Here is a 25080-nt window from a genome sequence, read left to right as displayed (position 1 = left end):
TTCAGGCGAGGTGCGCGCTGCGCAAGGCATCCGCCAAACGTGTATCGCCTGCCGCATCGGGTGCAAGTCCAATCCTCAGCCATGACGGCGCATAGGCGAATTTCCGCGTCAAAATCCGCTGCTGGCAGAGATGCGCGTGCAGATCGGCTGCCCGCGCGTGATCAACAAGCGTGAAAAGCGGCGTGCCGCCGATGATCGTCAGCCCGGCCCGGCGCATGACGGCCGCAAGCCCTTCACTCCGCGACAGAATCAGCGACTGCACCGCCGGTATATCCCCGCCCATCAGCTTTGCCGCCACCACAAGCGCCGGCCCTGACACCGCCCAGGGTCCGAGCCATTCCTGAAACGCGGATAGAACCGGCTCCGGCGCAATGACGAAACCAAGCCGCAGCCCCGCCAGGCCGAAGAATTTGCCAAAGGAGCGAAAGACAATGAGATTGCCGTGACCGGCGGTCTGTCCGGCGACGCTGAGATGAGGCGCGGTATCGCCAAAGGCTTCATCGACAAGCAGCAACCCGCCATGAGCCTCCATGCGCTGCGCCATGCCGACGACATCCTCGGGCGCAAAGGCGCGTCCGGTCGGATTGTTGGGATTGACCAGGATCGCCAGTCCATGATCCGGCGTCAGCTGACCGGCTGACGAAACCTCGTCGATCGCGAAACCGGCGCTGGTGAAAGCCCGCGCATATTCGCCGTAAGTCGGCGCGAAAATGGCGATGCGGCGGCCGGGCGCAACCAGGCGCGGCAGGAGCTGGATGACCGATTGCGTGCCGGGAACAGGAAACGGCAGGATGCTGTTGCTACGATAATAACGAGCTGCCGCATGCCGGGCGCTGTCCACCAGATGCCGGTCCGGCAGCCGGTGCCAGGCCTGAACGTCGATATCGGGCAAACGCACAGGATTGGGGTTGATGCCGGTCGAAAGATCCAGCCAGTCCTCCGGCTTGCCGCCGAACGCAGCTGCAGCCTCGGTAATCCCGCCGCCATGGACGATCGGCGCGATCATGCGCCGGCGGCCATGTCGATAAGATGCATGAAGGAACCGGCGACCTGCCCACGCTGCAGCCCGGCTGGCCCCAGCGGCGTGCCTGCGGCATCGGTAGTGGCAAACAGCCTGTCGGCGTCGCCCTCGGACAGGATCGTGGCATAGTGAAATTCGTGTGCCATCAGCGGACCATCGAAAAAGCTGGCATTGAGCGGCGTGACCCTCCGGTAGCCCAGATACCGTTTTCGCACGGCAAAACTGGTGGCGAGCGGCAGGAGGCCGAGCATTTCGTAGCGCGTGCCATCGGCAGCGGCAAGCCCCTCGCCCAGCACCATATAGCCACCGCATTCGCCGAAAATCCGGGCGCCGCGATCCCGGGCTGCCGCCATGCCGGATTTGAACGTTGCGGCACTGGCAAGTGTGCCCGCATGAAGCTCGGGATAGCCGCCCGGTAGATAGACGGCATCGGTATCATCAGCGGGCGCCTCGTCAGCAAGCGGCGAGAAGAACACGAGTTCAGCCCCCGCACGCCGCCAGCCCGCCAGAAGATGCTCATAGCAAAAGGCAAAGGCGATATCGCGGGCAATGGCGATCTTCTGGCCAAGCGGCTTCAAAGGCGCGATATCGGCCTGCGCACGCGATATAGGGCCCGGCCGGGCAAGAGACAGGATCGCATCCAGATCGCAGCCCTGTTCGACCTGTGTGGCGGCGTGTTCGATAAATGCATCCAGCGCGCCATGTTCCCCGGCCTGCACGAGGCCGAGATGCCGCTCGGGCAGCTTCAGGCCTGCATCCTGCCGCAACACGCCCAACACCGGCATGCCGATCGCATCCAGCGCACCGCGCAGCATCGTTTCGTGGCGCGCGCTGCCGACCTTGTTGAGAATGACGCCGCAGATTTGCACATCGTCGCGGTACGTGGCGTAGCCGCGCACCAGCGCTGCCACCGATTGTGCCATGCGACCGCAATCCACCACGAGGATGACGGAAAGCCGCAGCATGGCGGCGAGATCGGCGGGTGAGCCGGTGCCATCGACGGAACCGTCATAAAGCCCCATCATCGCCTCGATGATCAGCGCTTCGCCGCCTGCGCTTGCCATCGCGGCATTGGAACTGAGGAGCAGCGGTCGCATCGCCCATGGATCGTAGTTCAGGCATACCTTGCCGCTTGCGGCCGTATGGAAAGCCGGATCGATATAATCAGGACCAGCCTTGCCCGGCGCCAGCGATATTCCGCGATTGCGCAAGGCCCGGATCAAGCCGAGCGTCACCGTCGTCTTGCCGGAGCCGGAGGATGGCGCTGCGATCAGCAGTCCGGTCATGCCGGGTCCTTGTAGGCGCGGCTTGAGAGGGGATCGGATGTCAGGACCCGGCCATCGAGCGCACCCAGCCAGTCGAGCGAAGCCCGCAGGCGCACCACCTCCCCGACCACGACGATCGCCGGCGGCTGCAGCCCGGATGCGGTCATATCGGCCTCCGCCTGCGACAGCGTCGTTTCCAAAATCGTCTGTTGCGGCGTTGCGGCGTCACACACGAAGGCAACGGGTTCGTCCGGCGAGCGGCCGGCGGCCATCAGATTGGCGGCGATCTGGCCGATATGTTTCATCGCCATATACATGACGATGACGGGCGAACCTTTGGCGATGCCCTCCCAATGGATGCGGTCGGGAACAAGCCCGGAGGAATCATGGCCGGTGAGAAACGTCACCGCGTGATTGACCTCGCGATGCGTCACCGGAATGCCGGCATAGGCCAGCCCGCCGATCCCGGCGGTGATACCCGGCACGATCCTGAACGGGATGCTATGCTCGACCAGCATCAGCGCCTCTTCGCCGCCACGGCCAAAGACGAAGGGATCGCCGCCCTTCAGCCGCAGTACGCGCTTGCCCTGACGTGCCAGTTCGACCAGCCGGAGCGAAATGTCGCGCTGTTTCGGCGACGGCTTGCCGCCGCGCTTTCCGGCAAATTCCAGGACGGCGCCCGGCTTGGCGAGGCTCAGGCAATCGGCGTTTACAAGCGCATCATGGACGATGACATCCGCCTGGCCCAGCGCATTGGCGGCATGCAGGGTGAGCAGGCCGGGATCGCCGGGACCGGCACCGACCAGCCAGACAGAGCCCGGCGCCAGCTCGGGAAGACCGGAAAACAGTCCGCCTGTCATGACGCGGCTCCGCTCAGCGCGGATACGAGGCGCCCTGATTCCAGATGTGAAGATGCGGAATCACTGTGCCAGCGTCCGGCGGCAACATTCGGATTTGATTCGACAAATTCCCCGCAAGCAATGGCTGCGGTCGCATGGGCCGACTTGATCTTCGCAACGATGAGCGAGCCCGACTTGCCAGCCGCAGCCAGCGCCGCCGCTTCCGCCACGCCATGGCAGCCCGTCAGGGCAAAGACGATCTCCGACGGATTTTTAAGCCGTGACGTCTGCGCCTCCAGCGCGCCGGCATTGAAGACCAAAAAGGGTACGGAGAAATGCGTGGCGGCAGCCAGCATTGCCGGTTCTGCCGCACGCGTGTCGAGGGAGGCAATACCGGTCAGGTCACGGCGATCGAGACCCGCCAGACGCAACGCGTTTTCGGCCAGACGGATCACCTCGCCGTACGGCGTGCCGCGCTCGCAGCCAAGGCCGAGCACGAGCGGCCTTTGGCCCGCCTGATCGCCGATATCCCGATGCATTACCAAAACGCGCCTCCCGCGCCGCACGATCACGATGCGCGGGGCCTTCGACAGCCAAAGGCTTCGAAGCGGTCTGGACAGCACCGGATGAAGCCCCCTGACTGGGTCGGCCGCACCGGACGCTCTTTCAGCCCACCTCGATGGGCACCGTCGCACGTTACTCCTGTTTACCGGAGGCCACCTGCCCGGTCAAACCGGATTGCGCCATTCGCGCAGCCGCCCGCGTCATACAGACGATTATGCCATTTCAAGAAGCGCAAATGCGTCTCCCCACGCTTTGAACGCACTTAAACCGCATTTGACGCCCACGCCTCAGACAAGGTGCACCCAAAAAACGCAAAAGCCTGCGGCACCGCATTCCGTTTTGGAATATTTCTGACGATGACAAGCTCCATTGCTCCTGGTCATCGCGCTACCAATGACAATCAGTGACGGCACGAACCGCAGGATGCGCGTTCGGTGCGCGGGCATTTGATAGAACAGTATCGAGCGTTCGCTGCCGACAGCCAAGCCGATGCGGGAGGACTGTCCATGATGTTTTTCAAGAAAAAGCCGGCATTGATCCAGATTGTCTCGGCAACAACGTCAAGGCCGGTGCGCAAGATAGCCGAGATCAAGGTCAAGGCGGCCGGGAAACCAGACAGCGACGGTCAACACCGCCGCATGCTGCGCACTGTCGAAGATAACCGCCTTTTATAAGCCGGATTTCGGCAGCCGATATTTCAATCATTCAAGGCACAGATTTTTCATGGCATTGACCTTTCCAAACACCAGCCGCAGCTACGACGAAACTGCCAGACGCGTCCGCTTTCTGGGCCATGACGGCATGTTCGAGGTCAAATTCTTCGTTGAAATCGGCGCCCTGCCGAAGATCGTCTCGCGCGCACCCAGCGAAGCCGATTGCCTGGCCGCCTTCGATGCGGCGCGCACGTCCGTGCATGATATTGCCCGCAAGGCCTATGGGCGCGACCGGCGTGACAGCTATGTGTTGACCGAGGCGCATTTCAAATAGGGCACAAGCCATCATGATGTTTGCAAGGGGCGGCGCCGTTCTGGCCGCCGCCTTTGCATTTCCGGTGAACCTCTGACACACAGTGGCTGAATTTCCATCCGCTCCGGCCGTCCGAGTCTCCCCGTGCACGATCTTGCCCCCCATCTCCTCGCCTTCCTGTTCATCGCCGCCTTTGTTGCCGGGTTCATCGATTCCATCGCCGGTGGCGGCGGCATGATCACCATACCGGCCATGCTGATTGCCGGTATTCCGCCGCTCGAAACGCTGGGGACCAACAAGCTGCAATCGCTGTTCGGATCGGGCTCGGCGAGCATTGCCTATGCGCGGCGCGGCCACGTCAATCTGGTCGGACAATTGCCGATGGCGGCCCTTGCGATGATCGGCGGAGCGCTGGGTGCCGTGCTCGCCACGATCGTTCCCGGTGACGTATTGAAGGTGGCGCTGCCGTTTTTCCTGATCGCCATCGCGCTTTATTTCGGCCTGAAGCCGAATATCAGCGACACCGACCGGACACGGCGGATGACACCTTTTCTCTTCGGCCTGATCTTCGTTCCGTTGATCGGCTTTTATGATGGCGTGTTCGGCCCCGGCACGGGGTCCTTCTTCATGCTGGGCTTTGTGACACTGGCCGGTTTCGGCATATTGAAGGCGACGGCGCATACGAAATTCCTGAATTTCGGCTCCAATATCGGCGGCTTCGTCGTGTTCGCGCTGTACGGCGTGATCCTGTGGAAAGTTGGCCTCCTGATGGGCGCCGGCCAGTTTGCCGGCGCTCAGGTCGGATCGCGGTTTGCCATGAAAAACGGCGCCAAGATCATCAAGCCGCTCCTGGTCGTCACCTGTATCGCCTTGGCGATCAAGCTTCTCGCCGATCCGGGCCATCCGGTCCGGATCTGGCTCGGCTGGTAGGACGCGCGCGCGTCACCGCTAGACGGTCAGAACTCGACGCCAACCTGCGCCTTGATACCGGAGCGGAAGGGATGCTTGATCAGTTCCATTTCGGTGACGAGATCGGCGGCCTCGATCAGCTCTTCCTTGGCATTGCGGCCGGTCAGCACCACATGCGTCATAGGCGGCTTTTCGTCTTTCAGGAACCGCACCACCTCGGCCACGTCGATATAATCGTAGCGCAGCGCAATATTGATCTCGTCGAGCAGGACCATGGAATTGCGCTCGTCGCGGATCAGTTCCTTGGCCTTTTCCCAGGCCTTTTCGGCCATGGCGATATCGCGCGACCGGTCCTGCGTTTCCCAGGTAAAGCCTTCGCCCAGCGTATAGAACTGGCAGACATCGCCAAAATGCTTCTCGATCAGGTCGCGCTCGCCGGTTTCCCAGGCGCCCTTGATGAACTGCACGACGGCTGACGGCATGCCATGGGCGATATGGCGGAAGATCATGCCGAAACCGGCCGTCGATTTGCCCTTGCCCTTGCCGGTATTGACGATGATGAGGCCCTTCTGGTCCGTCTTCGTTGCCATGATCTTTTCACGCGCGGTCTTCTTCTTCGCCATCTTCATGGCGTGACGGGCCTCGTCGTGGACGGGGCCTGTTTCCGCTGCCTGTACGTCGTCTTCACTCATGGTGTGTCCCCTCAAATTTCGGTTTCTCAGCAAGCGGTCCGCCGCGCCACAGATAGAGTGCAACGAGCGGCCGGTCCGTGGTTTTCATGGCATGGTTGATGCCGGAAGGATGATGGATGACCTCACCGGCGTTGCGGCTTGCAAACGCGCCGCGATCCCGGCTCCACAGAGAGCCATCCGTCAACGGTACGTAGATCTCCTCGGCGATATGATGGTGATCCGGATAGTCGATATCAGGCCCCAGCAGAAGAAAACCGCCCGCCATGTCGCCGCTGGCAAAATGGCCGCGAGAGCCGAAAAGCTCCATCCAGCCATAGTTCCTGAGGAAATGCTCGCCGAAATCGGCCGAGCCATAGGTGCGCCCCCAATGGAGGCCATGCGCTTGCTGCGACAGCATCTCTAGAAGGCTATCGCCGGGACCTGCGGTGATCGACTGCAGTTGCCTGACGACCGGGATGGTTTCCGGGTCAAGCTGCCGCAACTGCAAATCCCAGTCGAAACCATCGAGAAAATCCGCGACATCAGCTGAATTCATCGAATCCAGATAGTCCCTGAATGCCGTGAGCAGCGTCCGCTTTTCCATCGCCGCCGCCTATTCCGCCGCCGCCGAAAGGCCCTGCAGCTCGAACCGGGCCGAGTTGGAGCGTGGCGACCACAGGCCGCGGTCGATCGCCTCCATCAGCTTGTCGGTCATCTCCCGCAGTGCATTCGGGTTCTTCTCTTCCATGAACTGGCGCACGCGCTCGTCCATCACATAGGCCTGGTAGACCGCCTCGAAATGATGGCTGCGCACGGCACCCGTCGTTGCCGCGAAGGCAAACATGTAATCGACGGTGGCTGCAATTTCGAAGGCGCCCTTGTAGCCATGGCGCATGATGCCGTCGATCCATTTCGGATTGACAACGCGGCCGCGCACCACCCGGCCGATCTCTTCTTCCAGCGAGCGGATCACCGGCTTTTCCGGGCGCGAATGGTCGTTGTGATAGATCACCGGGCGCGTGCCGGCCATTTGCTCGACGGCCAGGCTCATGCCGCCTTCGAACTGGTAATAGTCGTCGCTGTCGAGCAGGTCGTGCTCGCGGTTGTCCTGATTTTGCACCACGGCCTCGACCGTCTTCAATCGCGCTTCAAGCAGGCCGCGCTCGGCCTTGCCGTCCTCGCCCGCGCCATAGGCATAGCTTCCCCAGGTGAGATAGGCATCGGCAAGATCGGCGCGATTGTCCCAGCCGCCCTCGTCCATCAGCGCCTGCAAGCCGGCACCATAGGCGCCGGGCTTGGCCCCGAAGACGCGGTAGGAGGCGCGCCGCGCCGCATCCTTTGCCGAAACGCCGGCGGCTTCCAGCCGTTTGGCTTCCGCCCGCATGCGGGCGGCGATCATGTTGTCGGCATCATCCTCCTCGAGCCCGCCAACGGCGCGGATAGCCGTGTCGAACAGAGCAATCTGCTCGGGAAAGGCATCGCGGAAAAAGCCGGAAATGCGCAAGGTGACATCGACGCGCGGACGGCCAAGAATAGCAAGCGGCACGATTTCATAGCCCGTCACACGCCGCGACATCATATCCCAGACCGGCTTGGTGCCGATCAGTGCCATGGCCTGGGCGATATCGTCGCCGCCGGTGCGCATGTTCGATGTGCCCCAGGCGGTCAGCCCGAACGATGTCGGCCAGTCGCCGTGATCCTGCAGATAGCGGCGGATCAACAGCTCCGCCGATTTCTTTCCGAGTTCGAAGGCCGCAGGTGTCGGAACGGCGCGGCTATCGACCGAATAGAAATTGCGCCCCGTCGGCAACACGTCCGGCCGCCCGCGCGTCGGCGCACCCGACGGACCGGGAGCGACAAACCGTCCATCAAGACCAGTCATCAGGGCGGCAATTTCCGCATGCCCGGACTGGACGATCGACGGTTTGAGACGGGTTTCGACCTCATGCAGAACGGCACCGGTCTCTGCCCAGCCTTGCGGGCATGGCAAGTCGCCGGAGACGAATTTCGCCGCCAGAAGCTCGATGCGCTCGACGGTATCGCCAGCCGTCCGCCAGGGGGCGTCGGATGTCTCGGCAAGAATGGCCGGTTTCGGGCCGGTCCAGGGATCAGACAGGATGCAATCGAGCGGGTCAAAAAATCGCTCCGGGTTGATCTCCCCCCTTGCGGGGGAGATGTCGGCCCGGCCGACAGAGGGGGGTCGGTCGGGTTGAGAACGTGCAGAACCTTCACCTCCCTCTGTCCTGACGGACATCTCCCCCTCAAGGGGGGAGATCGTTGTGGAAACTCCCAACTTCGCATCCGCCGCAATCGCCCGCTGCAGGCTCTGGTCGCCGCCCTCGCTCTGTCCGCGGGGCACGCGCGCCAGCGCAACCGTCAGATCCGTCAGCAACCGGCCTTCCGGCGCCACCCCGAAGACATGCAGCCCATCGCGGATCTGCAATTCCTTGAGGTCGCAGAGATAGGCATCGAGTTTTTCAAGCGCCTTGTCCTCGCCGTCCGTACCGGCAATGCCGGCGTCATGGTCAAGGCCGATATCGCGGACGAGCTCGAGGATCTGCTTGCTGAGCAACCGCAGGCGCCGGGGATCGCCGCCGGCCGCGTCGTAATATTCGTCGACCAGCGCTTCCAGGTCCTTCAGCGGACCATAGGATTCAGCCCGCGTCAAAGGCGGCGTCAGGTGGTCGATGATGACGGCGGCCGTGCGGCGCTTGGCCTGCGTGCCCTCGCCGGGATCGTTGACAATGAACGGATAGAGATGCGGCATCGGGCCGAAGACGGCTTCCGGATAGCAATTTTCCGACAGCGCCAGCGACTTGCCCGGCAGCCATTCGAGATTGCCGTGCTTGCCCATATGGATGATGGCATGGGCCCCATAGTCGCGGCGCAGATAGGCGTAGAAGGCGAGATATCCATGCGGCGGCACAAGGTCCGGCGAGTGATAGGTTTCCTTCGGATCGATATGATAGCCGCGTGCCGGCTGGATGCCGACCAGCGTTTGCCCAAAGCGCGTCAAAGGCAGGGCGAAACGGCCATCCCGGAAAAACGGATCGCTCTGCGGCTCGCCCCACCGGCCGGTGACCTCAGCCTGAATCCGATCGGGAAGCGATGCAAAGAAGGCGTTGTATTCACTTAAGGAAAGTGTTTCGCGGATGTCGCAATCCGCTTGCGCGGAGTTGGTCGGACCCTCCATCAGATGCGCAATCAGCGCGTCGCCACTGGCGGGGATCGAATCGATGGCATAGCCGGCGGCCGCCATTGCCTTCATCACTTCGATGGTTCCTGCAGGGGTATCGAGACCGACGCCATTGCCAAGCCGCCCGTCGCGGTTGGGGTAATTTGCCATGATGATCGCCACGCGGCGCTCGCTTGGCGCGGCTTGGCGCAGCCTTGCCCAGTTGGCTGCAAGCTTCGCGGCAAAGGCGACCCGGTCGGCCAGCGGTTCGTGGCCGACGATATTGGCCTCGACATCCGCGTCATAGATTGCCGCCGCCTTGAACGAGACGGCCCGCGACAGGATGCGGCCATCGACTTCCGGCAGCGCCACGTTCATGGCGAGATCGCGCGCCATCAGCCCCTGCGGTGAGGCTTCCCATGCGGGTCGCGACGAACCGGAAAAGATCACCTGCAGAACGGGTGCATCCGAAAACTCCAGCACGGTCGGCTTACGGTCGGCGCCGGGCGCAGAGACCGCGAACCCGGTGGCATTCATCACGACAGTGGGCGCAACCTCGCCAAAAATTGCCTGCAGCGTGCCGATCGACACGGCATCTTTCAAGCTGGACACGAACACCGGCAGCACCGTCATTCCTTCGGCAACGAGTGCTGCGATCAGGGCTTCGACGGGTTTGGTTTCGCCACTTTGAACAAGCGCGCGGTAGAAGCACAATGCGACGGTCGGGGGGTGAAGGCTTTCTCCCGTCACCAAGTTCGAACGGGATGGGACGCTCTCGTTTCCGGGACGCATACCCCCCATCTCTCCGAAAGCACCAAACCCAGCCGCCTTCTTCCAGGCCTCAACCCCGATCACACCCTGCCCCGGCCACCAGATGCCGGCCTTCATCAGCGGCGCGGCCGATTCCGGTTTTTCCGCGCCGTCGATCAGGGCTTCGGCATAGCGCAGCAGCCGCCCCATATTGTCGGCGCCGCCCTCGGTGAAATAGGCCCACATCCGGTTGCGGTCCTCAACGCCAACGGTCGAAAACGGCTCGAGCCCGGGATCGGGCTTGTCGCAGCCGGGCAGCACGGCAATCTGGAACCTGTGGGTAACGGCCGCCGCATGCAACGCCTCCAGGACATACTGGAAATAGCTGGCGCCGCCCAGCGGCCGCACGATGATCAGTTTTGCGTGGCGGGCCGTACGCTCGACATAGGTATCGACCGACATCGGGTGCTTGAGCGTGAGCAGGCTCGCGACCCGCAGGCTCGCCTTTGCGTCGCGCATACGCTGTGCGCCGGCAATCGACGAAAGCTCCGTATCGGCAGCCGACAGAAATAGGATATCGCCTGGCGACTGGCCGAGATCGATCGCCTCTTCGCCGTCGGTGATCGTGCCCTTCTGGGCTAGGAGGAGATGCATGGTCCCTCCTTGAGACGGGGCAAAGTCCGTGCCGGCTTGCCAAGCTTACGAGTTCCCGCGCGAAATTCAGCCCACGCGATTATGGTGGCGCACCAAATTTGCGGCAAACGCAATCCGAGCCCCTCCACCTTGTGGGGAGGGGTTGGAGAGGGAAAATTCTCGCGCCCGGTCAAGATACCCTCAAACCGCAGCAGCGATCGCAGCCCGAACGGCTGCTTCATCCATGTCGTGCAGGCCGATGACGACCAGGCGGGTGCGGCGCACTTCGCCGGCAGCCCAGGGGCGGTCGAAATACTGGTCGATCCGGGCGCCGACGCCCTGGATCAAGAGACGCATCGGCTTTCCAGGTATATCGGCAAAGCCCTTCAGCCGCAGCACGTCATGCGCGGCAATGATCGGCTTCAGCTTTTCGATGAAGGCGGCCGGATCGGCGATCGGGCCGAGTTCCACCACGAAACTGTCGAATTCGTCATGGCTGTGCTCTTCGCCCGCCTCATGTTCCATCTCGTGATGGGACTTGCGATTGGCGATGTCGCTTTCGGTGCCGACGCCAAGGCCGAGCAGAACGGCTGAGGAGACCTCGCCATTCTTCGCTTCGATCATCGTCGGCTTGCGGCTGGTGCGCGAGGCGACTTCGTTGCGGACAAAGGCAAGGCCGGTCGAATCGAGCAGGTCGGTCTTGTTGAGAATGATCAGGTCGGCAGCCGTCAGCTGGTCCTCGAACAGTTCCTCGATCGGGCTTTCATGGTCGAGATTGTCGCCGTTGACGCGCAGAGCATCGACCTTGTCGTGATCGTCGGCGAAGCGTCCGGCGGCAACTGCAGCACTGTCGACCACGGTGATCACGCCATCGACGGTCACCTGCGTGCGGATATCCGGCCAGTTGAAGGCGGCGATCAGCGGCTGCGGCAGGGCAAGGCCGGATGTCTCGATAACGATGTGATCCGGGCGATTTTCGCGTTCCAGGAGCTTGGTCATGGTCGGGATGAAATCGTCGGCGACGGTGCAGCAGATGCAGCCATTGGTCAGCTCGATAATATCGTCCTCGCTGCAGGCTTCCGCGCCGCAGCCCTTCAAGACGTCGCCATCGACGCCGAGATCGCCGAATTCGTTGATGATCAGCGCGATGCGGCGGCCGCCGGCATTTTGCAGGATGTTGCGGATCATCGTCGTCTTGCCGGCACCGAGAAAGCCGGTGATGACGGTGGCCGGGATCTTGCCGTGAGCGGCTTTTTCAATGGTCATGGATCAACCCTTCATTTTCAGCGGCAATCCGGCCGCGATAAAATAGACGTCTGCGGATATCGCCGCAATGATCTGGTGCAGCCGGCCGGCATGGTCGCGAAAGTCGCGCGCCATCCGGTTTTCCGGCACGATGCCCAGCCCGACTTCGTTGGACACGAAGACCAGCCTGGCCTTGGCCTGCGGCACATAGGCCGCCAGCCGTTCAAATTCCGCCTGTATATCCCGATGCTCCATCATCAGATTGGTGACCCAGAGCGTCAGGCAATCGATGAGGATGATACGATCGGGCGCATCGATCGATTTCAGGCAGGAGGCGAGTTCAAGCGGTTCCTCATGGGTTTGCCAGTCATCCCCGCGGCGATCGCGATGCTCGGTAATCCTTGCCTGCATTTCGCCGTCCCAGGCCCTTCCGGTCGCGACGTAATGCATGCGCAGACCCGACGCCACGACAAGTTTCTCGGCGAAAGCGGATTTGCCGGAACGGGCGCCGCCCAAGACCAGCACGCAGCCTGACTGTATCGATGTCATAAAATGATCCCGGCCTCAGCGCGCGCCGGAAATAAACGCAATCTGTGCACGGCGGGTACCGGCCTGTGCGGCAACGCAAAACGGTCCGTTCCGGGAACGGGATGATAAAGCCATGACAACCTCCGTGCTGGCATCGGGAGCATTTCTCCCTGGATCGGGCGGACCCCAAAATAAAGATGGCGTCCTTGAGGGTGGCAGGTCTCCTGGCTCACGGCGCCACGTCCTTATCAGGGGACGAACGGGTCCGCCTCGCCTTCCCGGAGCTTTTGCGCCGGATTGCGTGACCGCAATCGGCGGGCATCGTGAAGAGGTGGACGATTCGTAGACATAGAGGCGTCCAGCCCCGGCTGATCACAATGCCGCTCCAGTGGCTTTTCCGGTTGGGCCGGTCCTGTCCGCCGCCGCGAATGCGGACAGTCCGGACGTATCGGCTTTCCCGGATGGCGAACCCTGACCGTTCTACAGTCGCGGGGTCGGCTGCGATAAGGACGCCCGGCATGGGTCCGGCCCGTCGCATTCCCATTTACTCCCGGCATGCAACGGCATACCGGGAACCATCCAATGGCTGATGATTAGGCGCTCGCCCGGATCAAGTCAATTGCGGCGCATCCGCAGACACCCGCACATCGGCAGACGAGGCTTGATCTCCGCTGCCATGCCTTTTACGACGGGTCAGAGACAGGACGGCCAAGCCATGAAGCTGAAAATGATACCGAAACTCGACCTGCGGCGGCTCAGCTCTCTTTCCCTGCTTTTCGACATCGGGCGGATACGCGCCTTTGCGCGGCGAAGCGAACTGGGTCTGGTCACCGCCGGTATCATCGTCGGCGTCACGTCTGGCTTGGCTGTTACGGCGATGAGCATCATATCCAGCCGTCTGCACAGCCTGATTTTCGGGATTTCCGACGCAGAGCGCCTCAGCTCCAGCAATCTAATAGGCGAAATCTCCGTGTTGATCGCGCCCATTGTCGGCGGCATCCTTCTGGGTCTGCTGATGTTGCTTCTGGCCTCCTGGCGCAAGAAGCCGATGGTCGATCCGATCGAAGCAAACGCCCTGCACGGCGGCCGCCTGTCGCTCACCGACAGCATTATCGTCGCAGTCCAGAACCTGATTTCCAACGGTTTCGGCGCCTCTGTCGGGCTGGAGGCCGGTTATACGCAGCTTGCGTCCGGCATCGCCTCCAAGCTCGGCATTTCCCTGCAGCTTCGCCGCTCGGACCTGCGCACCCTGGTTGGCTGCGGCGCGGCAGGCGCCATCGCCGCCGCGTTCAACGCGCCGCTCACCGGTGCCTTCTATGCCTTCGAGCTGATTATCGGCACCTATACGATCGTCTCCCTCACCCCGGTCGTCGTCTCCGCCCTCATCGCAAACCTCATCGCGAGATGGCTCTATGCGGGTGATTTCACCATCGATGTCGGTCAGTTCGGCGCAGTCGTCCCGGCTGACTATCTGCCCGCGCTGCTGCTCGGCTGCTTCTGCGCCGGCATGGGCATCCTGCTGATGAAGGGCGTCTCGTTGGTCGAAGGCTTTGCCCGCCGCAGCTTCATCCCGGCTCCGCTGCGGCCGGCCCTCGGCGGCATCGCGGTCGGGCTTCTCGCACTGATCTCGCCGCAGGTCCTGTCGGCCGGTCACGGTGCCCTGCATCTCAATCTTGCGAGTTCTCCCGCGATCCCGATGCTGATCGGCCTGTTCCTGATGAAATCGCTGGCATCGGCGATCTCGATCGGCTCCGGCTTTCGCGGCGGCCTGTTCTTTGCGTCGTTGTTCATGGGGGCGCTGCTGGGCAAGCTGTTCGCCTTTTCCGCACCCTATATTTTTGCCCAGGCAACGCTGACCCCGGTCATCTATGCCGTCGTCGGAATGAGCGCGCTGGCGGTCGCCGTCATCGGCGGGCCGCTCACCATGACGTTCCTGGCGCTCGAAATTACCGGCGACTTTCCCATCACGGTGCTTGTTCTTGCCGCCGTGATCACCTCCTCGCTCGTGGTGCGCACCACCTTCGGCTACTCGTTTGCCACATGGCGTTTTCACCTGCGCGGCGAGAGCATCCGCAGCGCCCACGATGTTGGCTGGATCCGCAACCTTACCGTCGGCCGCCTGATGCGCACCGATGTCCGAACGATCGACGCGCAAGCGACGCTCGACGATTTCCGCCGCGACTTTCCGCTGGGATCGACGCAGCGGGTCGTGGTCGTCGATGGCGCGAAATATGCGGGTATCATCCAGGTGCCGGAGGTCTATGCAAGCCCCGTCGAAGCCAGCGGCGAAAAACAGGACCTGTCCGCCTTCATCCGGCTGGGCAATGATTTTCTGCAGCCGAACATGAATGCCAAGCAGGCGGCGTCCCTGTTCGACACGACGGAGAGCGATGCGCTGGCCGTGGTCAACAACCTCATCGAACGGCGCGTCATCGGCCTCCTTACCGAAAGCCATACGTTGCGCCGCTATAGCGAAGAACTCGACCGCAGGCGCCGCGAGGCATCCGGCGAAATTTGAAGCGGCCCTGCTTCAGGACATCAGACCGTCCAGCCAGCGCGGATTAAGCACTGATTCCAGTTCGGCTGCGACATCGTCCAGCGCCCGGTCGACCGAGAGCCGGTAATTTTCGCCGCCGCCTTCGATGCCGAAGCTCTTGAGCAGCGCTGCGCGGTAGGCGTCGCTGGCAAACAGGCCGTGCAGATAGGTTCCGCTGACAAGACTATCCGGCGAGACCGCGCCGTCCGGACGGCCGTCGATGATGACTGCCGGACGCGCACAATCGGCGCCTATGGTGCGGCCAAGGTGGATTTCATAGCCTTCCAGCGCCACATCGTAGATTGCCGAGCGAGCGCTTGTGTTGCGCACCGTCTTTTCGGGCGCCATTTCCGTTTCGACCGCCAGAAGGCCAAGCCCTGCGATCTCGCTGACATTGCCTTCGATACCGTGCGGATCGGTGACGCGGTCTCCGAGCATCTGGTAGCCGCCGCAAATACCGATGACGCGGCCGCCGCGGCGCACATGCGCCAGAAGATCGCGGTCCCACCCCTGCGCGCGGACATCGAAGAGATCGGCGATCGTCGCCTTCGATCCGGGAATGACGACCAGTCCGGCATCGGCGGGAATGTGTTCGCCCGGCCGCACGAAGACGAGATCGACCTGCGGCTCTGCGGCCAGCGGATCGAAATCGTCGAAATTGGCGATACGCGACAAAACCGGCACCGCAATCTTCAAGGCCCTGCCCGTCCCGCGCGCCAGTTTTTCAAGAACGACCGAATCTTCCGCCGGCAGACGCGCCGCACTCTTCAGCCAGGGCACGACGCCGAAACAGGACCAGCCGGTAAATCCACCGATCGCCGCAATGCCATCGTCAAACAGCGACACGTCGCCCCGGAACTTGTTGATGATATAGCCGCTGATCATGGCGCGGTCTTCGCCGGGCAAAATGGCATGCGTGCCGACCAGCGAGGCGATGACGCCGCCCCGGTCGATATCCCCGACCAGCACGACCGGCACATTGGCGCGCGTGGCAAAGCCCATATTGGCGATATCGCCGGCCCGCAGGTTGATTTCGGCGGGTGACCCCGCCCCTTCGACGACGACCAGATCCTTGCCTGACCGGACGATCTCGAAACTTTCCAGGACGGCGCCCATCAGCTTCGGCTTCAAGGCCTGATAATCGCGCCCCCTCGCCTGGCCGGCCACCTTCCCCTGCACGATGATCTGGCTGCCGGTTTCCGACTGCGGCTTCAAGAGGACAGGGTTCATATGCACCGATGACGGAATGCGCGCCGCCATCGATTGCAGCCACTGCGCCCGGCCGATCTCGCCGCCATCATCCGAAACCGCCGCGTTGTTCGACATGTTCTGGGGCTTGAAGGGCGCGACCTTGAGGCCGCGATTGGCAGCGATGCGGCAGAGCCCCGCCACGAGTACCGTTTTTCCGACATCGGAGCCGGTTCCCTGAAGCATGATCGTCTTTGTCATGGCGCCTGATCTAGCATTGCGGCCACCGCAAGAAAAGCCTTATTCCGCCGCATTTCTGCCGCGTTTGACGGCAGTTTTTCACGCGATATTTCAGGCCGCTGCAAGGCTTGTACGGCACGGCCCTGAAACTATCCGGAAAGCGACATCGCATGGCAAAAATACTCGTTGTATTCCGCCAAAACAGGATTATATCAGCACCATCAAAGCACGGAGCGATAGGCGCTCCACACCCAAGGTCAAACCCAGATGTTGTTCATCTTCAGCAAGCCCAATTTCGTTCAGATCGCCTGGAACTCCAAGGTTCCCGACAGCCAGTCGCGCGTGCGCAACACGGTCATGGCCAGCCCCTTCGGCCCGCTGGGTTTCATCCGTACCCGCAGCGTCGGCTGATACTCTCCCGGACTGACACTTCGAGACCGCGCCGCTCTTTGAAGATGGCGCGGTTTTTTTATGCCTGAACGAGGGTGCCACACATGCGAAAACCGCACCCGCTCCCGTCAAGGAACCGTGCGGTCTGCCAAAACAAACACATGGCCGCTCCGGCATACACCCGGAGATCGCTCCAGCCGGGACGCAAAACCTGATCCGGCCGGGCGGCCAAGTCTCCCCCGCCGCAGGAAAACAATTAGCCTGACAGTGTTACCGGATGGTTAGTGAGAGCTTAACCAAAGGTGAATTCGCGCTTTTTTTCACTTTTTTTCACGGCGGATAAAAATCCGCGTGAAGACGCATACGGAACACAATTTGTCTGGGATAAAACACGCTCTGCAACTCTTGTGTGAAGCAGTGCTAATTTTACGCCACAGAGCGGCGTGTTTGCACAAAAATCTTGCCCGGCTCATTAAATTTCAACAGCTTGCGCAGGCCTCCCGCGGTTGCCGAAATGCTCTCGGAACGGCTTAAAACGATTCCGGAGGTTGATTTCTCCTGTGGAATACTTACGCTGCCCCTAACGGTAAAAAGAGAGATGGCTGACGACAGAGTTCCGCAGCCAGACAAGAAAACTCCAACGCCGTCGCAGCGGGGATGAAAGATTGGCCTTGCCACAAGATCCCCCCGGCCTGCTTCAACCTGAACGATTGGGTTTGCGGGAGATGCAGTATCCCGATGGACCCCACGATTTTGTCTGCAATAAGACTGGGAGGTCTTAAACATGAAGAAGCTCCTCGCTTCCACCATTCTCGCCGCCGGCGTCTATGCGCTTGCCGGTTCCGCTCAAGCCGCAGACTGCGGCGAAGTCAGCATCGCAGAAATGAACTGGGCCTCGGCAGGCGTCGCGGCGCATGTCGATAAGTACATTCTTGAAAATGGCTATGGCTGCACGGTAACGCTTGTCACCGGCGACACGATGCCGACCTTCACCTCCATGAACGAGAAGGCCCAGCCCGACATGGCGCCCGAATTGTGGGTCAATGCCGTGCGCACGCCGCTCGATGCCGCCATCAAGGAAGGCCGTCTGATCGAAGCAGCCCCGCTCCTGAGCGAAGGCGGCGTCGAAGGCTGGTGGATTCCGAAGTTCCTGGCCGACGCGCATCCCGACATCAAGACCGTGCAGGACGCCCTGAAGCATCCGGAACTGTTCCCGGCTCCGGAAGATCCGTCGAAGGCCGCCGTCTTCAACTGCCCGTCGGGCTGGAACTGCCAGGTCTCGACCGCAAACCTCTACAAGGCGCTGAACGCCGACAAGGATGGCTTCGAACTGGTTGACACCGGCTCGGCCGCCGGCCTTGACGGCTCGATCTCCAACGCCTTCGAAAAGAAAGCTGGCTGGCTCGGCTACTACTGGGCTCCGACGGCCATCCTCGGTAAGTACCAGATGACCCGCCTGAGCTTTGGCGTCGATCACAACAAGGCGGACTGGGATGCCTGCACGGCGGTTCCAGATTGCGCCGATCCGAAGGTCAATTCCTACCCGACCTCCGACGTCTACACCGTCGTGACCAAGGCATTCTCCGAGAAAGCCGGCGTTGCCATGGACTATGTCAAGGTCCGCAAATGGGACAACGGCACCGTCAACAAGGTTCTTGCCTGGATGACCGACAACCAGGGCACCAACGAAGACGCGGCCAAGTACTTCCTGGAAACCTATCCGGACATGTGGACCAAGTGGGTCGCACCGGATGTCGCCGAAAAGGTCAAGGCAGCCCTTTAAGGCATTGCCTGCGGCAGCGGAGCCTTCTCCGCTGCCGGCTTACCGCCGGCAATGCTGCCATGACACCGCAAGACAGTCGATCCCGATGCCGGCGACCCGAAATGCCGCCGGTATTTCCGTCAGATACGGGATAAGAAAACGAAAATCGTCGCAAACGGCATAGTCGCTTGTGATGAAAAGCTGTCACATTTTCGACATGCCGGGGTTCGGAGAAACCACCCAAGTCTGCGCGAAGGCCTAACGGCCTGACGACGTGGCCGGCACTATAAAACTTCCGGCAAAAAGGGGAACGACATGGCAATATGCAGTTACTTGCCAGATCTGCTTTGTAAATTTCCGGCGATCGACGACACGACGATACGAATGGCGCGCAAAAGCATCGATGACGGCTTCAAGGCCCTCGTGCGCGAATATGTCAATATTATCGACGCTCTCGTCCAGCCGCTCCAGGTATTCTTGAATTTTCTTGAAAAGCTGTTCGTAAGCTCGCCCTGGATCATCATTTTGGCCGTGATGGTCGCGATCGTCTATTACGGCAGCCGCGATATGCGGATCACCATCGGCACCATCGTCTCTATGCTCCTGATCGGCCTTGTCGGCCTGTGGAACGACACGATGGTGACCCTGGCCATGGTCACGGTCTGTACGTTCATCGCCATCATCGTCGGTATTCCGATCGGTATCCTGATGGCCCGCTCCGAGCGCGCCCAGTCGATCATCAACCCGATCCTCGACGTCATGCAGACGATGCCGAGCTTCGTTTACCTCATTCCGGTGGTGATGATCTTCGGCATCGGCAAGGTACCAGGCCTGATCGCCGTCGTCATCTATGCCGTGCCGCCGATGATCCGCCTTACCAATCTCGGGATCCGGCTGGTCGACAAGGAAGTGCTGGAAGCGGCTGACGCATTTGGGTCCTCCCCCTGGCAGCGGCTGAAAAACGTTCAGATGCCGCTGGCGCTGCCCACCATCATGGCCGGCATCAACCAGACCATCATGATGTCGCTTGCCATGGTCGTGGTCGCATCCATGGTCGGCGTCGGCGGTCTTGGCCGCAACGTCCTCCAGGCGATCAACAATCAGTTCTTCACCGTCGGCTTCTTCAACGGGTTCGCGCTTGTTGCAATCGCCATCATTTTTGACCGCACCAGCCAGGCTTACGGCAGGCGCCTGCAAAAGCATTCGGAGGTGATCCATGGCTAGTCACGCAATCGAGGTAAAGAACCTCTACAAGATCTTCGGACCGCGCGGCCGTGACTATGTCGATCAGGTCAAGGCCGGGCTCGGAAAGACCGAACTCAATGAGAAGCACGGCCATGTTCTCGGCCTGCAGGACATCAACATCTCCATGCCCGCCGGTGGCGTCATGGTGGTCATGGGCTTGTCCGGTTCCGGCAAATCGACGCTGATCCGCCACATCAACCGCCTGATCGATCCGACCGCCGGCGAAGTGCTCTATGACGGCGTCGACGTCTGCAAGATGAACGAAAACGCCCTGCGCGAATTCCGGCGTCACAAGACGGCGATGGTGTTCCAGAAATTTGCGCTCCTGCCGCACAGAACCATCATCGAAAACACCGTCTACGGCCTGGAAATCCAGGGCGTGCCGGAGGCGGAAAGCCGCAAGCGGGCACAGGGCTGGATCGAGCGGGTCGGCCTCAAGGGGTTCGAGAACCACTATCCCAACCAGCTTTCGGGCGGCATGCAGCAGCGCGTCGGGCTTGCCCGCGCGCTCACCAACGATGCCGACATCCTGTTGATGGACGAAGCCTATTCGGCGCTTGATCCGCTTATCCGCGTCGACATGCAGACGGTGCTGCTCGACCTGCAGAAGGAACTGAAGAAGACCGTTGTCTTCATCACCCACGATCTCGACGAGGCGCTGAGGCTCGGCGACAAGATCGCCATCCTGCGCGACGGCAAGGTCATCCAGCAGGGAACCGGACAGGACATCGTGTTGAAGCCTGCGGACGAGTACATCACGGCCTTCGTCAAGGAAGTAAACCGCGGCCGGGTCATCAATGTCGAAACGATCATGAAGCCGCTCTCGGGCAACCCGGAAGGCATGCCTGTGACGATCGGAACCGTGCTGGAAAGTGCGGCCCGGATGATGACGCTGGCCAATCAGAATGTAGCCCATGTCGTCGATGGCAATGGCCGCCCGGTCGGCTCGATCGATCTCGGCACGATCATTTCCGCCATGGTGACGCCGATCAGCCACGAGTTGCAGGCAGCCTGACGTCTGCCTTACTCACGGGGACAGGGCGGACAAACCGGCCTGTCCCGCCCCCTTTTTGCCCGTCGCTTCCGCGCGGGTCTCGCCGCCCACCCGATCGGCGATCGCCTTTGACAAGCGGATACCGGGCTTTTCGATCAGAAAATGCGCCACGAGCGCCGTCACGACGACGAGAGCGACCATCACCGTGGTCATGACCACGCCGAACGCCGCGCCGCGAATGCCAAACCCGAAGAACGCCTCCTGCCCGATCGAAAACGGGCCGACAAACGCCTGCCCCGTCAGCTTCTCGACAAGACTGGCGGCATTGATCATGCGGGCCTGCACGAAAATGTGCACCATGTAGATGCCGTAGGATAACGTCCCGAGCCACAGGAAAATCCGGCGGTTCAGCAAGCGGCTGAGCGCGCCGCCTTCATAGCTGAACACGCAGATGGCCAGCGCAAACACGAATGGCGCAAGAATGTTGACCGCTCCCTTCCCGGCCAGCGCCACAAAGCCGAGGATCGCAGCCAGCGTCAGCAATTCCACGCCTGTTGCCCAAAGAGACGTGACGCGTGGCGAGGATGCGTTGAGGTGATGGGCGACCAGCACCGGCCCGAAGAAGTGATAGAGCAGCGCGCCCAGCGAAAAACCGTAGAGGCAACGGACAAGGCCGAGATGCCATGTCGTGTCCATATGGTCCGGCGACCAGGCATAGATTACCGCCATGCCGGCTGCAATCACCGGAATGAACACAATCCAGTGGCGGCGGCCAAGCGTCAGCACGGCAAGACCGAACAGAAGATAGGTCCAGACCTCCGCCGAAATGCTCCAGCTCGGGCTGTTCCAGGTCAGGCGCACATCCATGCCGGCCCCGTTCAAAAGCAGCAGGCTGTTGATCAACTCGCCGATGGTGTTGCCGTCGGAAAATGGCGCTGCGCCGTCGCCCCGAAGCGCCGGGACCGTCAGCCTCAGCAGTTCGAAAGCAACGAACACCGCAAGCACGGCAAGATGCAGCGGATACACGCGGCCAAGCCGCACGATCGCAAAGCGCAGATAGGCAGCGCGGCTGGAAATGCTGGAACGGTACCGGTGCGCGATGACGAATCCGGACAGAACGAAAAAATAATCCACGAACAGATAGGCATTGCGGATGATGAGGCTTTCCGACAGCGGCCCGGAGGCTGGAAAGTGCATGATCGCAACCAGCAGCGCGCAAATCCCGCGCCAGGAATCCAGCACCGCGAAGCGAACCCGCGATGGGTTCTGAGCACCACCTGATGTTGCGGCGGCAGGATTGCGGATTTCGGAACTGGTCATGATGCTCTTTGCTCCATCGACGACGCAAACCATGCGCACGCAGCGCGCACGAAAAAAAGGATCGGGCGAGCGTTAGGCAACGCCCCGAAATTTTGCGTTAACCGGAGGGGAACCTGCATTGTAAATCCGGCAGATAGGTAAACGAATTCGATCGCTGAGCGCGGCGATTGCAGACATCTGGATGAACGGCAGGACCGGTCTTTACCGCGATTTAACCCTGTCGAGGCACTGTGCGAGCTGGCAATCCAGAACCGCTTTCAGACGCGCGCCGCGCAGCCGGGTCCGGATCGCTCTGGGCGGTGGATGAATGGCAAAACCCGCCGGCCGCTTCGCCGCCAGCCACGGATAACCGCCTTGCGCCAAGCAGACGCCAGAATCATCATACCGCAGGCAGCGCCCGAAGGGGCCGCAGCGATGATGCGGGCTGCAACGACATTCCTGTCGGGCTTTGGCCTGTTCATCATGATCTTCAGTCTCAATCCGTTCATGGGCGACGTCGTATCTGATGGCAATCCCGGGACGACGGCGAATGTCGTCAACCAGATCGGCTATATCGGGCTCGGCGCCCTGTTCATTTTCTTCATGCTGGCCACCGTTGCTCCGCGCACCTTGCTGCAACTGGTCTCGCCGAGCTGGCTGATCATTTTTGCCATCGCCTATTTCTCCTGCATGCAATCCTATGATCCGGCCGCTTCGGCGCGCGGCGTGACGCTCAGCCTGGTCGCCATGCTGATCGTTGCCGGCGTGCTGGTCTTGCCGCGCAGCGAGAAGGAATTTGTCGAGGCCTGTGCCAACGCGGTGCTGCTCCTGCTCGTCATCAACTATGCCGCCCTCGTTCTCCTGCCCGAAAGAGCGATCCATCAGGCGTCTGCGCTGGAGTCCTGGCATGCTGGCTACTGGCGCGGCCATCTCTCCCACAAGAACGTGTCCGCCCCAGTCTTTTCAGTGCTCGCGATGTTCGGCATCTACTGTCTTCGCTCCGGCGCGCGGCTGCGCGGCTGGGCGATCACATTGCTGGCCGTCATCTTCGTCCTGCACACCGGCTCGAAGACGACGATCGGTTTCCTGCCGCTGGCAATCGGCATCGTGCTGTGCGGCAGCGCTATCCGCAGCGCCGGGGCCATCGTCGCCGTGCACCTGTGTTTCGCCGCGCTCGTTACCTGCCTGACTGTCGGCACGATCTATTCGCCCGGTTTGCACGCCATGACGGCAGCCGTTCTGGAGGATCCGACCTTCACCGGCCGCGATGCGATCTGGCAGTTTGCGTCCGAGAGCATTGCCGCCCATCCCTGGTTCGGCCATGGCTATGCCAGCTTCTGGCAATCCCCGGTCATTCGCGGCATGGAAGCCAATTTCGAAGCGGATTGGGACGTACGCGGCATCGTATCGGCGCATAATACCTTTCTCGATGCGCTGCTGACCTTCGGTATTCCTGGCGGGGCGGTGATGATCCTGCTTCTGTTCGTCAAGCCGCTCATCGACTATCTGCGCGCTGCCCGCCACAGCGGCAGCCGCAATTTCTCCGAGTTCTGCATGATGGTCATCATTTTCATGACGTATAACGGCATGATGGAATCCTTCATCCTCAACCGTGCCGATCCGCAATGGATGCTTCTGGCGCTGGCGGTTTTCGGGCTGAATATGGCAGCGCATTGCAATCTGCGGCGCAGTGCGGATTGAGAACATCCGGTTTTGCAGGGTTGCAATCATATAAGGATATCTTTATATGATTAGAAAACCCGATGAGATCAGGATTTCCCATGACCGTGCACGCCAATCCGCTTTCCGACCTGCTCGCTGAAAAGGGCGTGCTTCTCGCCGACGGTGCGACCGGAACCTCGCTGTTTGCGATGGGTCTGGAAGCGGGCGAGGCCCCGGAACTCTGGAACGAAGCCAAGCCTGACAACATCACCAAGCTGCATCAGGATTTCGTCGATGCCGGCGCCGACATCATCCTCACCAACTCCTTCGGCGGCACGCGCCACCGCCTGAAACTGCACCAGGCCCAGGATCGCGTCTACGATCTCAACAAGCGCGCAGCCGAAATCGCCCGTGCCGTTGCCGACAAGGCTCCGCGCAAGGTGATCACGGCCGGTTCGGTCGGCCCGACCGGCGAGTTGCTGATCCCGCTGGGCGCCATGAGCTATGAGGATGCGGTCGAAGCATTCGTCGAGCAGATCGAGGGCCTGAAGGCCGGCGGCGCCGAAGTCGCCTGGATCGAGACCATGTCGGCCGCAGACGAAATCCGTGCGGCCGCAGAAGCAGCCGTCAAGGTCGGTCTGCCCTATGTCTATACCGGTTCGTTCGACACGGCCGGCAAGACGATGATGGGCCTGCATCCGAAGGATATGTTCGCGGTCGCCCAGGACATTGGCAGCGGTCCGGTTGCAACCGGCGCCAATTGCGGCGTTGGCGCATCCGACATCCTGTCGTCGCTGCTCGACATGACCGATGCCAACCCGCAGGCCAATATCATCATCAAGGGCAATTGCGGCATTCCGGAATTCCGCGGCTCGGAAATCTATTATTCCGGCACGCCGCCGCTGATGGCCGACTATGCCCGTCTTGCCCGCGATGCCGGCGCAAAAATCATCGGCGGTTGCTGCGGCACCTCGTGCGAGCATCTGGCCGCGATGCGCGTGGCGCTCGACAGCTACGTGCCGGGCGAACGGCCAACCGTTGAAACCATCGTCGAGCGCATCGGCCCGATGCGCAACAAGACCGCCAACGAAGGCCCCTCGGCCCCGGCCCGCGAACGCGGAAGCCGCCGCCGCGGCTGAGACATCTCGACCTACGCCCAAAATCAGGGAGCCTGAAAATCGGATGATTTTTAGGCTCT

At 61.6% G+C, this 25080-nt stretch carries 21 protein-coding genes and 1 riboswitch; of the genes, 10 read left to right on the top strand and 11 right to left on the bottom strand.

Features of this window, described 5'->3' with window-relative positions; genetic code table 11:
• Position 1: 1 nt before the first annotated feature.
• From cobD to PYR65_RS11470, 4 genes are read right to left on the bottom strand one after another with little or no spacing between them, the layout of a single operon-like run.
• Positions 2-1006: a threonine-phosphate decarboxylase CobD gene (gene cobD / locus PYR65_RS11485; protein ID WP_276118071.1), complete on the bottom strand. Its 1005-nt coding sequence runs from the start codon at positions 1004-1006 to the stop codon at positions 2-4.
• Positions 1003-2307 carry a cobyrinate a,c-diamide synthase gene (locus tag PYR65_RS11480; RefSeq protein ID WP_276118070.1) on the bottom strand — a complete coding sequence of 435 codons (1305 nt, stop codon included), beginning with the start codon at positions 2305-2307 and terminating at the stop codon, positions 1003-1005. Before PYR65_RS11480 ends, cobD begins: the two co-directional genes overlap by 4 nt.
• A complete protein-coding gene (gene cobA / locus PYR65_RS11475; protein WP_276118069.1) occupies positions 2304-3146 on the bottom strand; it encodes a uroporphyrinogen-III C-methyltransferase in 843 nt (280 codons plus the stop codon). Before cobA ends, PYR65_RS11480 begins: the two co-directional genes overlap by 4 nt.
• Positions 3143-3664 (bottom strand): cobalamin biosynthesis protein, encoded by a 522-nt coding sequence (locus tag PYR65_RS11470; RefSeq protein ID WP_328518508.1) that lies wholly within the window; start codon positions 3662-3664, stop codon positions 3143-3145. The genes cobA and PYR65_RS11470 overlap by 4 nt, the downstream gene beginning before the upstream one ends.
• 459 nt (positions 3665-4123) lie before the next feature.
• Between PYR65_RS11470 and PYR65_RS11465 the strand changes: the two genes are divergently transcribed.
• The 3 genes from PYR65_RS11465 to PYR65_RS11455 all read left to right on the top strand — a co-directional run bounded on the left by PYR65_RS11465 (position 4124) and on the right by PYR65_RS11455 (position 5585).
• Entirely contained in the window at positions 4124-4363 is a 240-nt protein-coding gene (locus PYR65_RS11465) for a hypothetical protein (RefSeq protein ID WP_276118068.1), read from the top strand.
• Between the two features lie 49 nt (positions 4364-4412).
• The gene (locus tag PYR65_RS11460; protein WP_060640418.1) at positions 4413-4676 is read left to right on the top strand and encodes a DUF1488 family protein; all 264 of its coding nucleotides are present in this window, start codon (positions 4413-4415) and stop codon (positions 4674-4676) included.
• A gap of 123 nt (positions 4677-4799) precedes the next feature.
• Positions 4800-5585: a TSUP family transporter gene (locus PYR65_RS11455; RefSeq protein ID WP_060640419.1), complete on the top strand. Its 786-nt coding sequence runs from the start codon at positions 4800-4802 to the stop codon at positions 5583-5585.
• Positions 5586-5611: 26 nt separating this feature from the next.
• Here the strand turns inward: PYR65_RS11455 and cobO are convergent, their stop codons facing one another.
• From cobO to cobU, 5 genes are all read right to left on the bottom strand, one after another.
• Entirely contained in the window at positions 5612-6256 is a 645-nt protein-coding gene (gene cobO, locus PYR65_RS11450) for a cob(I)yrinic acid a,c-diamide adenosyltransferase (protein WP_060640420.1), read from the bottom strand.
• Positions 6249-6839 carry a dimethylsulfonioproprionate lyase family protein gene (locus PYR65_RS11445; protein ID WP_276118067.1) on the bottom strand — a complete coding sequence of 197 codons (591 nt, stop codon included), beginning with the start codon at positions 6837-6839 and terminating at the stop codon, positions 6249-6251. The genes cobO and PYR65_RS11445 overlap by 8 nt, the downstream gene beginning before the upstream one ends.
• A gap of 9 nt (positions 6840-6848) precedes the next feature.
• Positions 6849-10814: a cobaltochelatase subunit CobN gene (cobN, locus tag PYR65_RS11440; protein WP_276118066.1), complete on the bottom strand. Its 3966-nt coding sequence runs from the start codon at positions 10812-10814 to the stop codon at positions 6849-6851.
• Positions 10815-10994: 180 nt separating this feature from the next.
• The gene (cobW, locus tag PYR65_RS11435; protein ID WP_276118065.1) at positions 10995-12059 is read right to left on the bottom strand and encodes a cobalamin biosynthesis protein CobW; all 1065 of its coding nucleotides are present in this window, start codon (positions 12057-12059) and stop codon (positions 10995-10997) included.
• Between the two features lie 3 nt (positions 12060-12062).
• Positions 12063-12587, bottom strand: a complete 525-nt coding sequence (cobU, locus tag PYR65_RS11430) for a bifunctional adenosylcobinamide kinase/adenosylcobinamide-phosphate guanylyltransferase (protein WP_276118064.1) — start codon at positions 12585-12587, stop codon at positions 12063-12065.
• A 176-nt stretch (positions 12588-12763) separates the two neighbouring features.
• Positions 12764-13161, bottom strand: a riboswitch (cobalamin riboswitch).
• A gap of 132 nt (positions 13162-13293) precedes the next feature.
• On the opposite strand from cobU, the gene PYR65_RS11425 reads away from it, so the two are divergent.
• Positions 13294-15084 (top strand): chloride channel protein, encoded by a 1791-nt coding sequence (locus PYR65_RS11425; protein ID WP_276121040.1) that lies wholly within the window; start codon positions 13294-13296, stop codon positions 15082-15084.
• Positions 15085-15096: 12 nt separating this feature from the next.
• Here PYR65_RS11425 and PYR65_RS11420 read toward each other — a convergent pair whose 3' ends face one another.
• Positions 15097-16551, bottom strand: coding sequence for a cobyric acid synthase (locus PYR65_RS11420; RefSeq protein WP_276118063.1), 1455 nt, complete (start codon positions 16549-16551; stop codon positions 15097-15099).
• A 246-nt stretch (positions 16552-16797) separates the two neighbouring features.
• Here PYR65_RS11420 and PYR65_RS11415 point away from each other — a divergent pair, with 246 nt between their 5' ends.
• The 4 genes from PYR65_RS11415 (at position 16798) to PYR65_RS11400 (ending at position 20942) form a co-directional block, all read left to right on the top strand.
• On the top strand, positions 16798-16941 hold the full coding sequence (locus PYR65_RS11415) for a hypothetical protein (RefSeq protein ID WP_200953637.1): 144 nt from the start codon (positions 16798-16800) through the stop codon (positions 16939-16941).
• Between the two features lie 763 nt (positions 16942-17704).
• Entirely contained in the window at positions 17705-18703 is a 999-nt protein-coding gene (locus PYR65_RS11410) for an ABC transporter substrate-binding protein (RefSeq protein WP_060640426.1), read from the top strand.
• A gap of 294 nt (positions 18704-18997) precedes the next feature.
• Positions 18998-19906, top strand: coding sequence for an ABC transporter permease (locus tag PYR65_RS11405; RefSeq protein WP_060640427.1), 909 nt, complete (start codon positions 18998-19000; stop codon positions 19904-19906).
• Positions 19899-20942, top strand: coding sequence for a quaternary amine ABC transporter ATP-binding protein (locus PYR65_RS11400; RefSeq protein ID WP_060640428.1), 1044 nt, complete (start codon positions 19899-19901; stop codon positions 20940-20942). The genes PYR65_RS11405 and PYR65_RS11400 overlap by 8 nt, the downstream gene beginning before the upstream one ends.
• A 12-nt stretch (positions 20943-20954) precedes the next feature.
• On the opposite strand, the gene PYR65_RS11395 is transcribed toward PYR65_RS11400, so the two are convergent.
• Complete coding sequence (locus PYR65_RS11395; protein WP_276118062.1) at positions 20955-22241, bottom strand: acyltransferase family protein; 1287 nt, start codon at positions 22239-22241, stop codon at positions 20955-20957.
• 354 nt (positions 22242-22595) lie between these two features.
• Between PYR65_RS11395 and PYR65_RS11390 the strand changes: the two genes are divergently transcribed.
• Positions 22596-23921, top strand: a complete 1326-nt coding sequence (locus tag PYR65_RS11390; RefSeq protein ID WP_276118061.1) for an O-antigen ligase family protein — start codon at positions 22596-22598, stop codon at positions 23919-23921.
• A gap of 80 nt (positions 23922-24001) precedes the next feature.
• The gene (bmt, locus tag PYR65_RS11385; RefSeq protein WP_276118060.1) at positions 24002-25021 is read left to right on the top strand and encodes a betaine--homocysteine S-methyltransferase; all 1020 of its coding nucleotides are present in this window, start codon (positions 24002-24004) and stop codon (positions 25019-25021) included.
• The last annotated feature ends 59 nt before the right edge of the window (positions 25022-25080 follow it).

The organism is Pararhizobium qamdonense, from assembly GCF_029277445.1.
Taxonomy (GTDB): Bacteria; Pseudomonadota; Alphaproteobacteria; order Rhizobiales; family Rhizobiaceae; genus Pararhizobium; species Pararhizobium qamdonense.
Note: the sequence above shows the minus strand (reverse complement) of the source record. Positions and strands in the feature narration are given on the sequence as shown.

Coding starts and splice junctions, on each gene's coding strand:
- cobD (WP_276118071.1), bottom strand. CDS start 1,006: ATGATCGCGCCGATCGTCCATGGCGGCGGGATTACCGAGGCTGCAGCT.
- PYR65_RS11480 (WP_276118070.1), bottom strand. CDS start 2,307: ATGACCGGACTGCTGATCGCAGCGCCATCCTCCGGCTCCGGCAAGACG.
- cobA (WP_276118069.1), bottom strand. CDS start 3,146: ATGACAGGCGGACTGTTTTCCGGTCTTCCCGAGCTGGCGCCGGGCTCT.
- PYR65_RS11470 (WP_328518508.1), bottom strand. CDS start 3,664: ATGCATCGGGATATCGGCGATCAGGCGGGCCAAAGGCCGCTCGTGCTC.
- PYR65_RS11460 (WP_060640418.1), top strand. CDS start 4,413: ATGGCATTGACCTTTCCAAACACCAGCCGCAGCTACGACGAAACTGCC.
- cobO (WP_060640420.1), bottom strand. CDS start 6,256: ATGAGTGAAGACGACGTACAGGCAGCGGAAACAGGCCCCGTCCACGAC.
- PYR65_RS11445 (WP_276118067.1), bottom strand. CDS start 6,839: ATGGAAAAGCGGACGCTGCTCACGGCATTCAGGGACTATCTGGATTCG.
- cobN (WP_276118066.1), bottom strand. CDS start 10,814: ATGCATCTCCTCCTAGCCCAGAAGGGCACGATCACCGACGGCGAAGAG.
- cobW (WP_276118065.1), bottom strand. CDS start 12,059: ATGACCATTGAAAAAGCCGCTCACGGCAAGATCCCGGCCACCGTCATC.
- cobU (WP_276118064.1), bottom strand. CDS start 12,587: ATGACATCGATACAGTCAGGCTGCGTGCTGGTCTTGGGCGGCGCCCGT.
- PYR65_RS11425 (WP_276121040.1), top strand. CDS start 13,294: ATGATACCGAAACTCGACCTGCGGCGGCTCAGCTCTCTTTCCCTGCTT.
- PYR65_RS11420 (WP_276118063.1), bottom strand. CDS start 16,551: ATGACAAAGACGATCATGCTTCAGGGAACCGGCTCCGATGTCGGAAAA.
- PYR65_RS11415 (WP_200953637.1), top strand. CDS start 16,798: ATGTTGTTCATCTTCAGCAAGCCCAATTTCGTTCAGATCGCCTGGAAC.
- PYR65_RS11410 (WP_060640426.1), top strand. CDS start 17,705: ATGAAGAAGCTCCTCGCTTCCACCATTCTCGCCGCCGGCGTCTATGCG.
- PYR65_RS11405 (WP_060640427.1), top strand. CDS start 18,998: ATGGCAATATGCAGTTACTTGCCAGATCTGCTTTGTAAATTTCCGGCG.
- PYR65_RS11400 (WP_060640428.1), top strand. CDS start 19,899: ATGGCTAGTCACGCAATCGAGGTAAAGAACCTCTACAAGATCTTCGGA.
- PYR65_RS11395 (WP_276118062.1), bottom strand. CDS start 22,241: ATGACCAGTTCCGAAATCCGCAATCCTGCCGCCGCAACATCAGGTGGT.
- bmt (WP_276118060.1), top strand. CDS start 24,002: ATGACCGTGCACGCCAATCCGCTTTCCGACCTGCTCGCTGAAAAGGGC.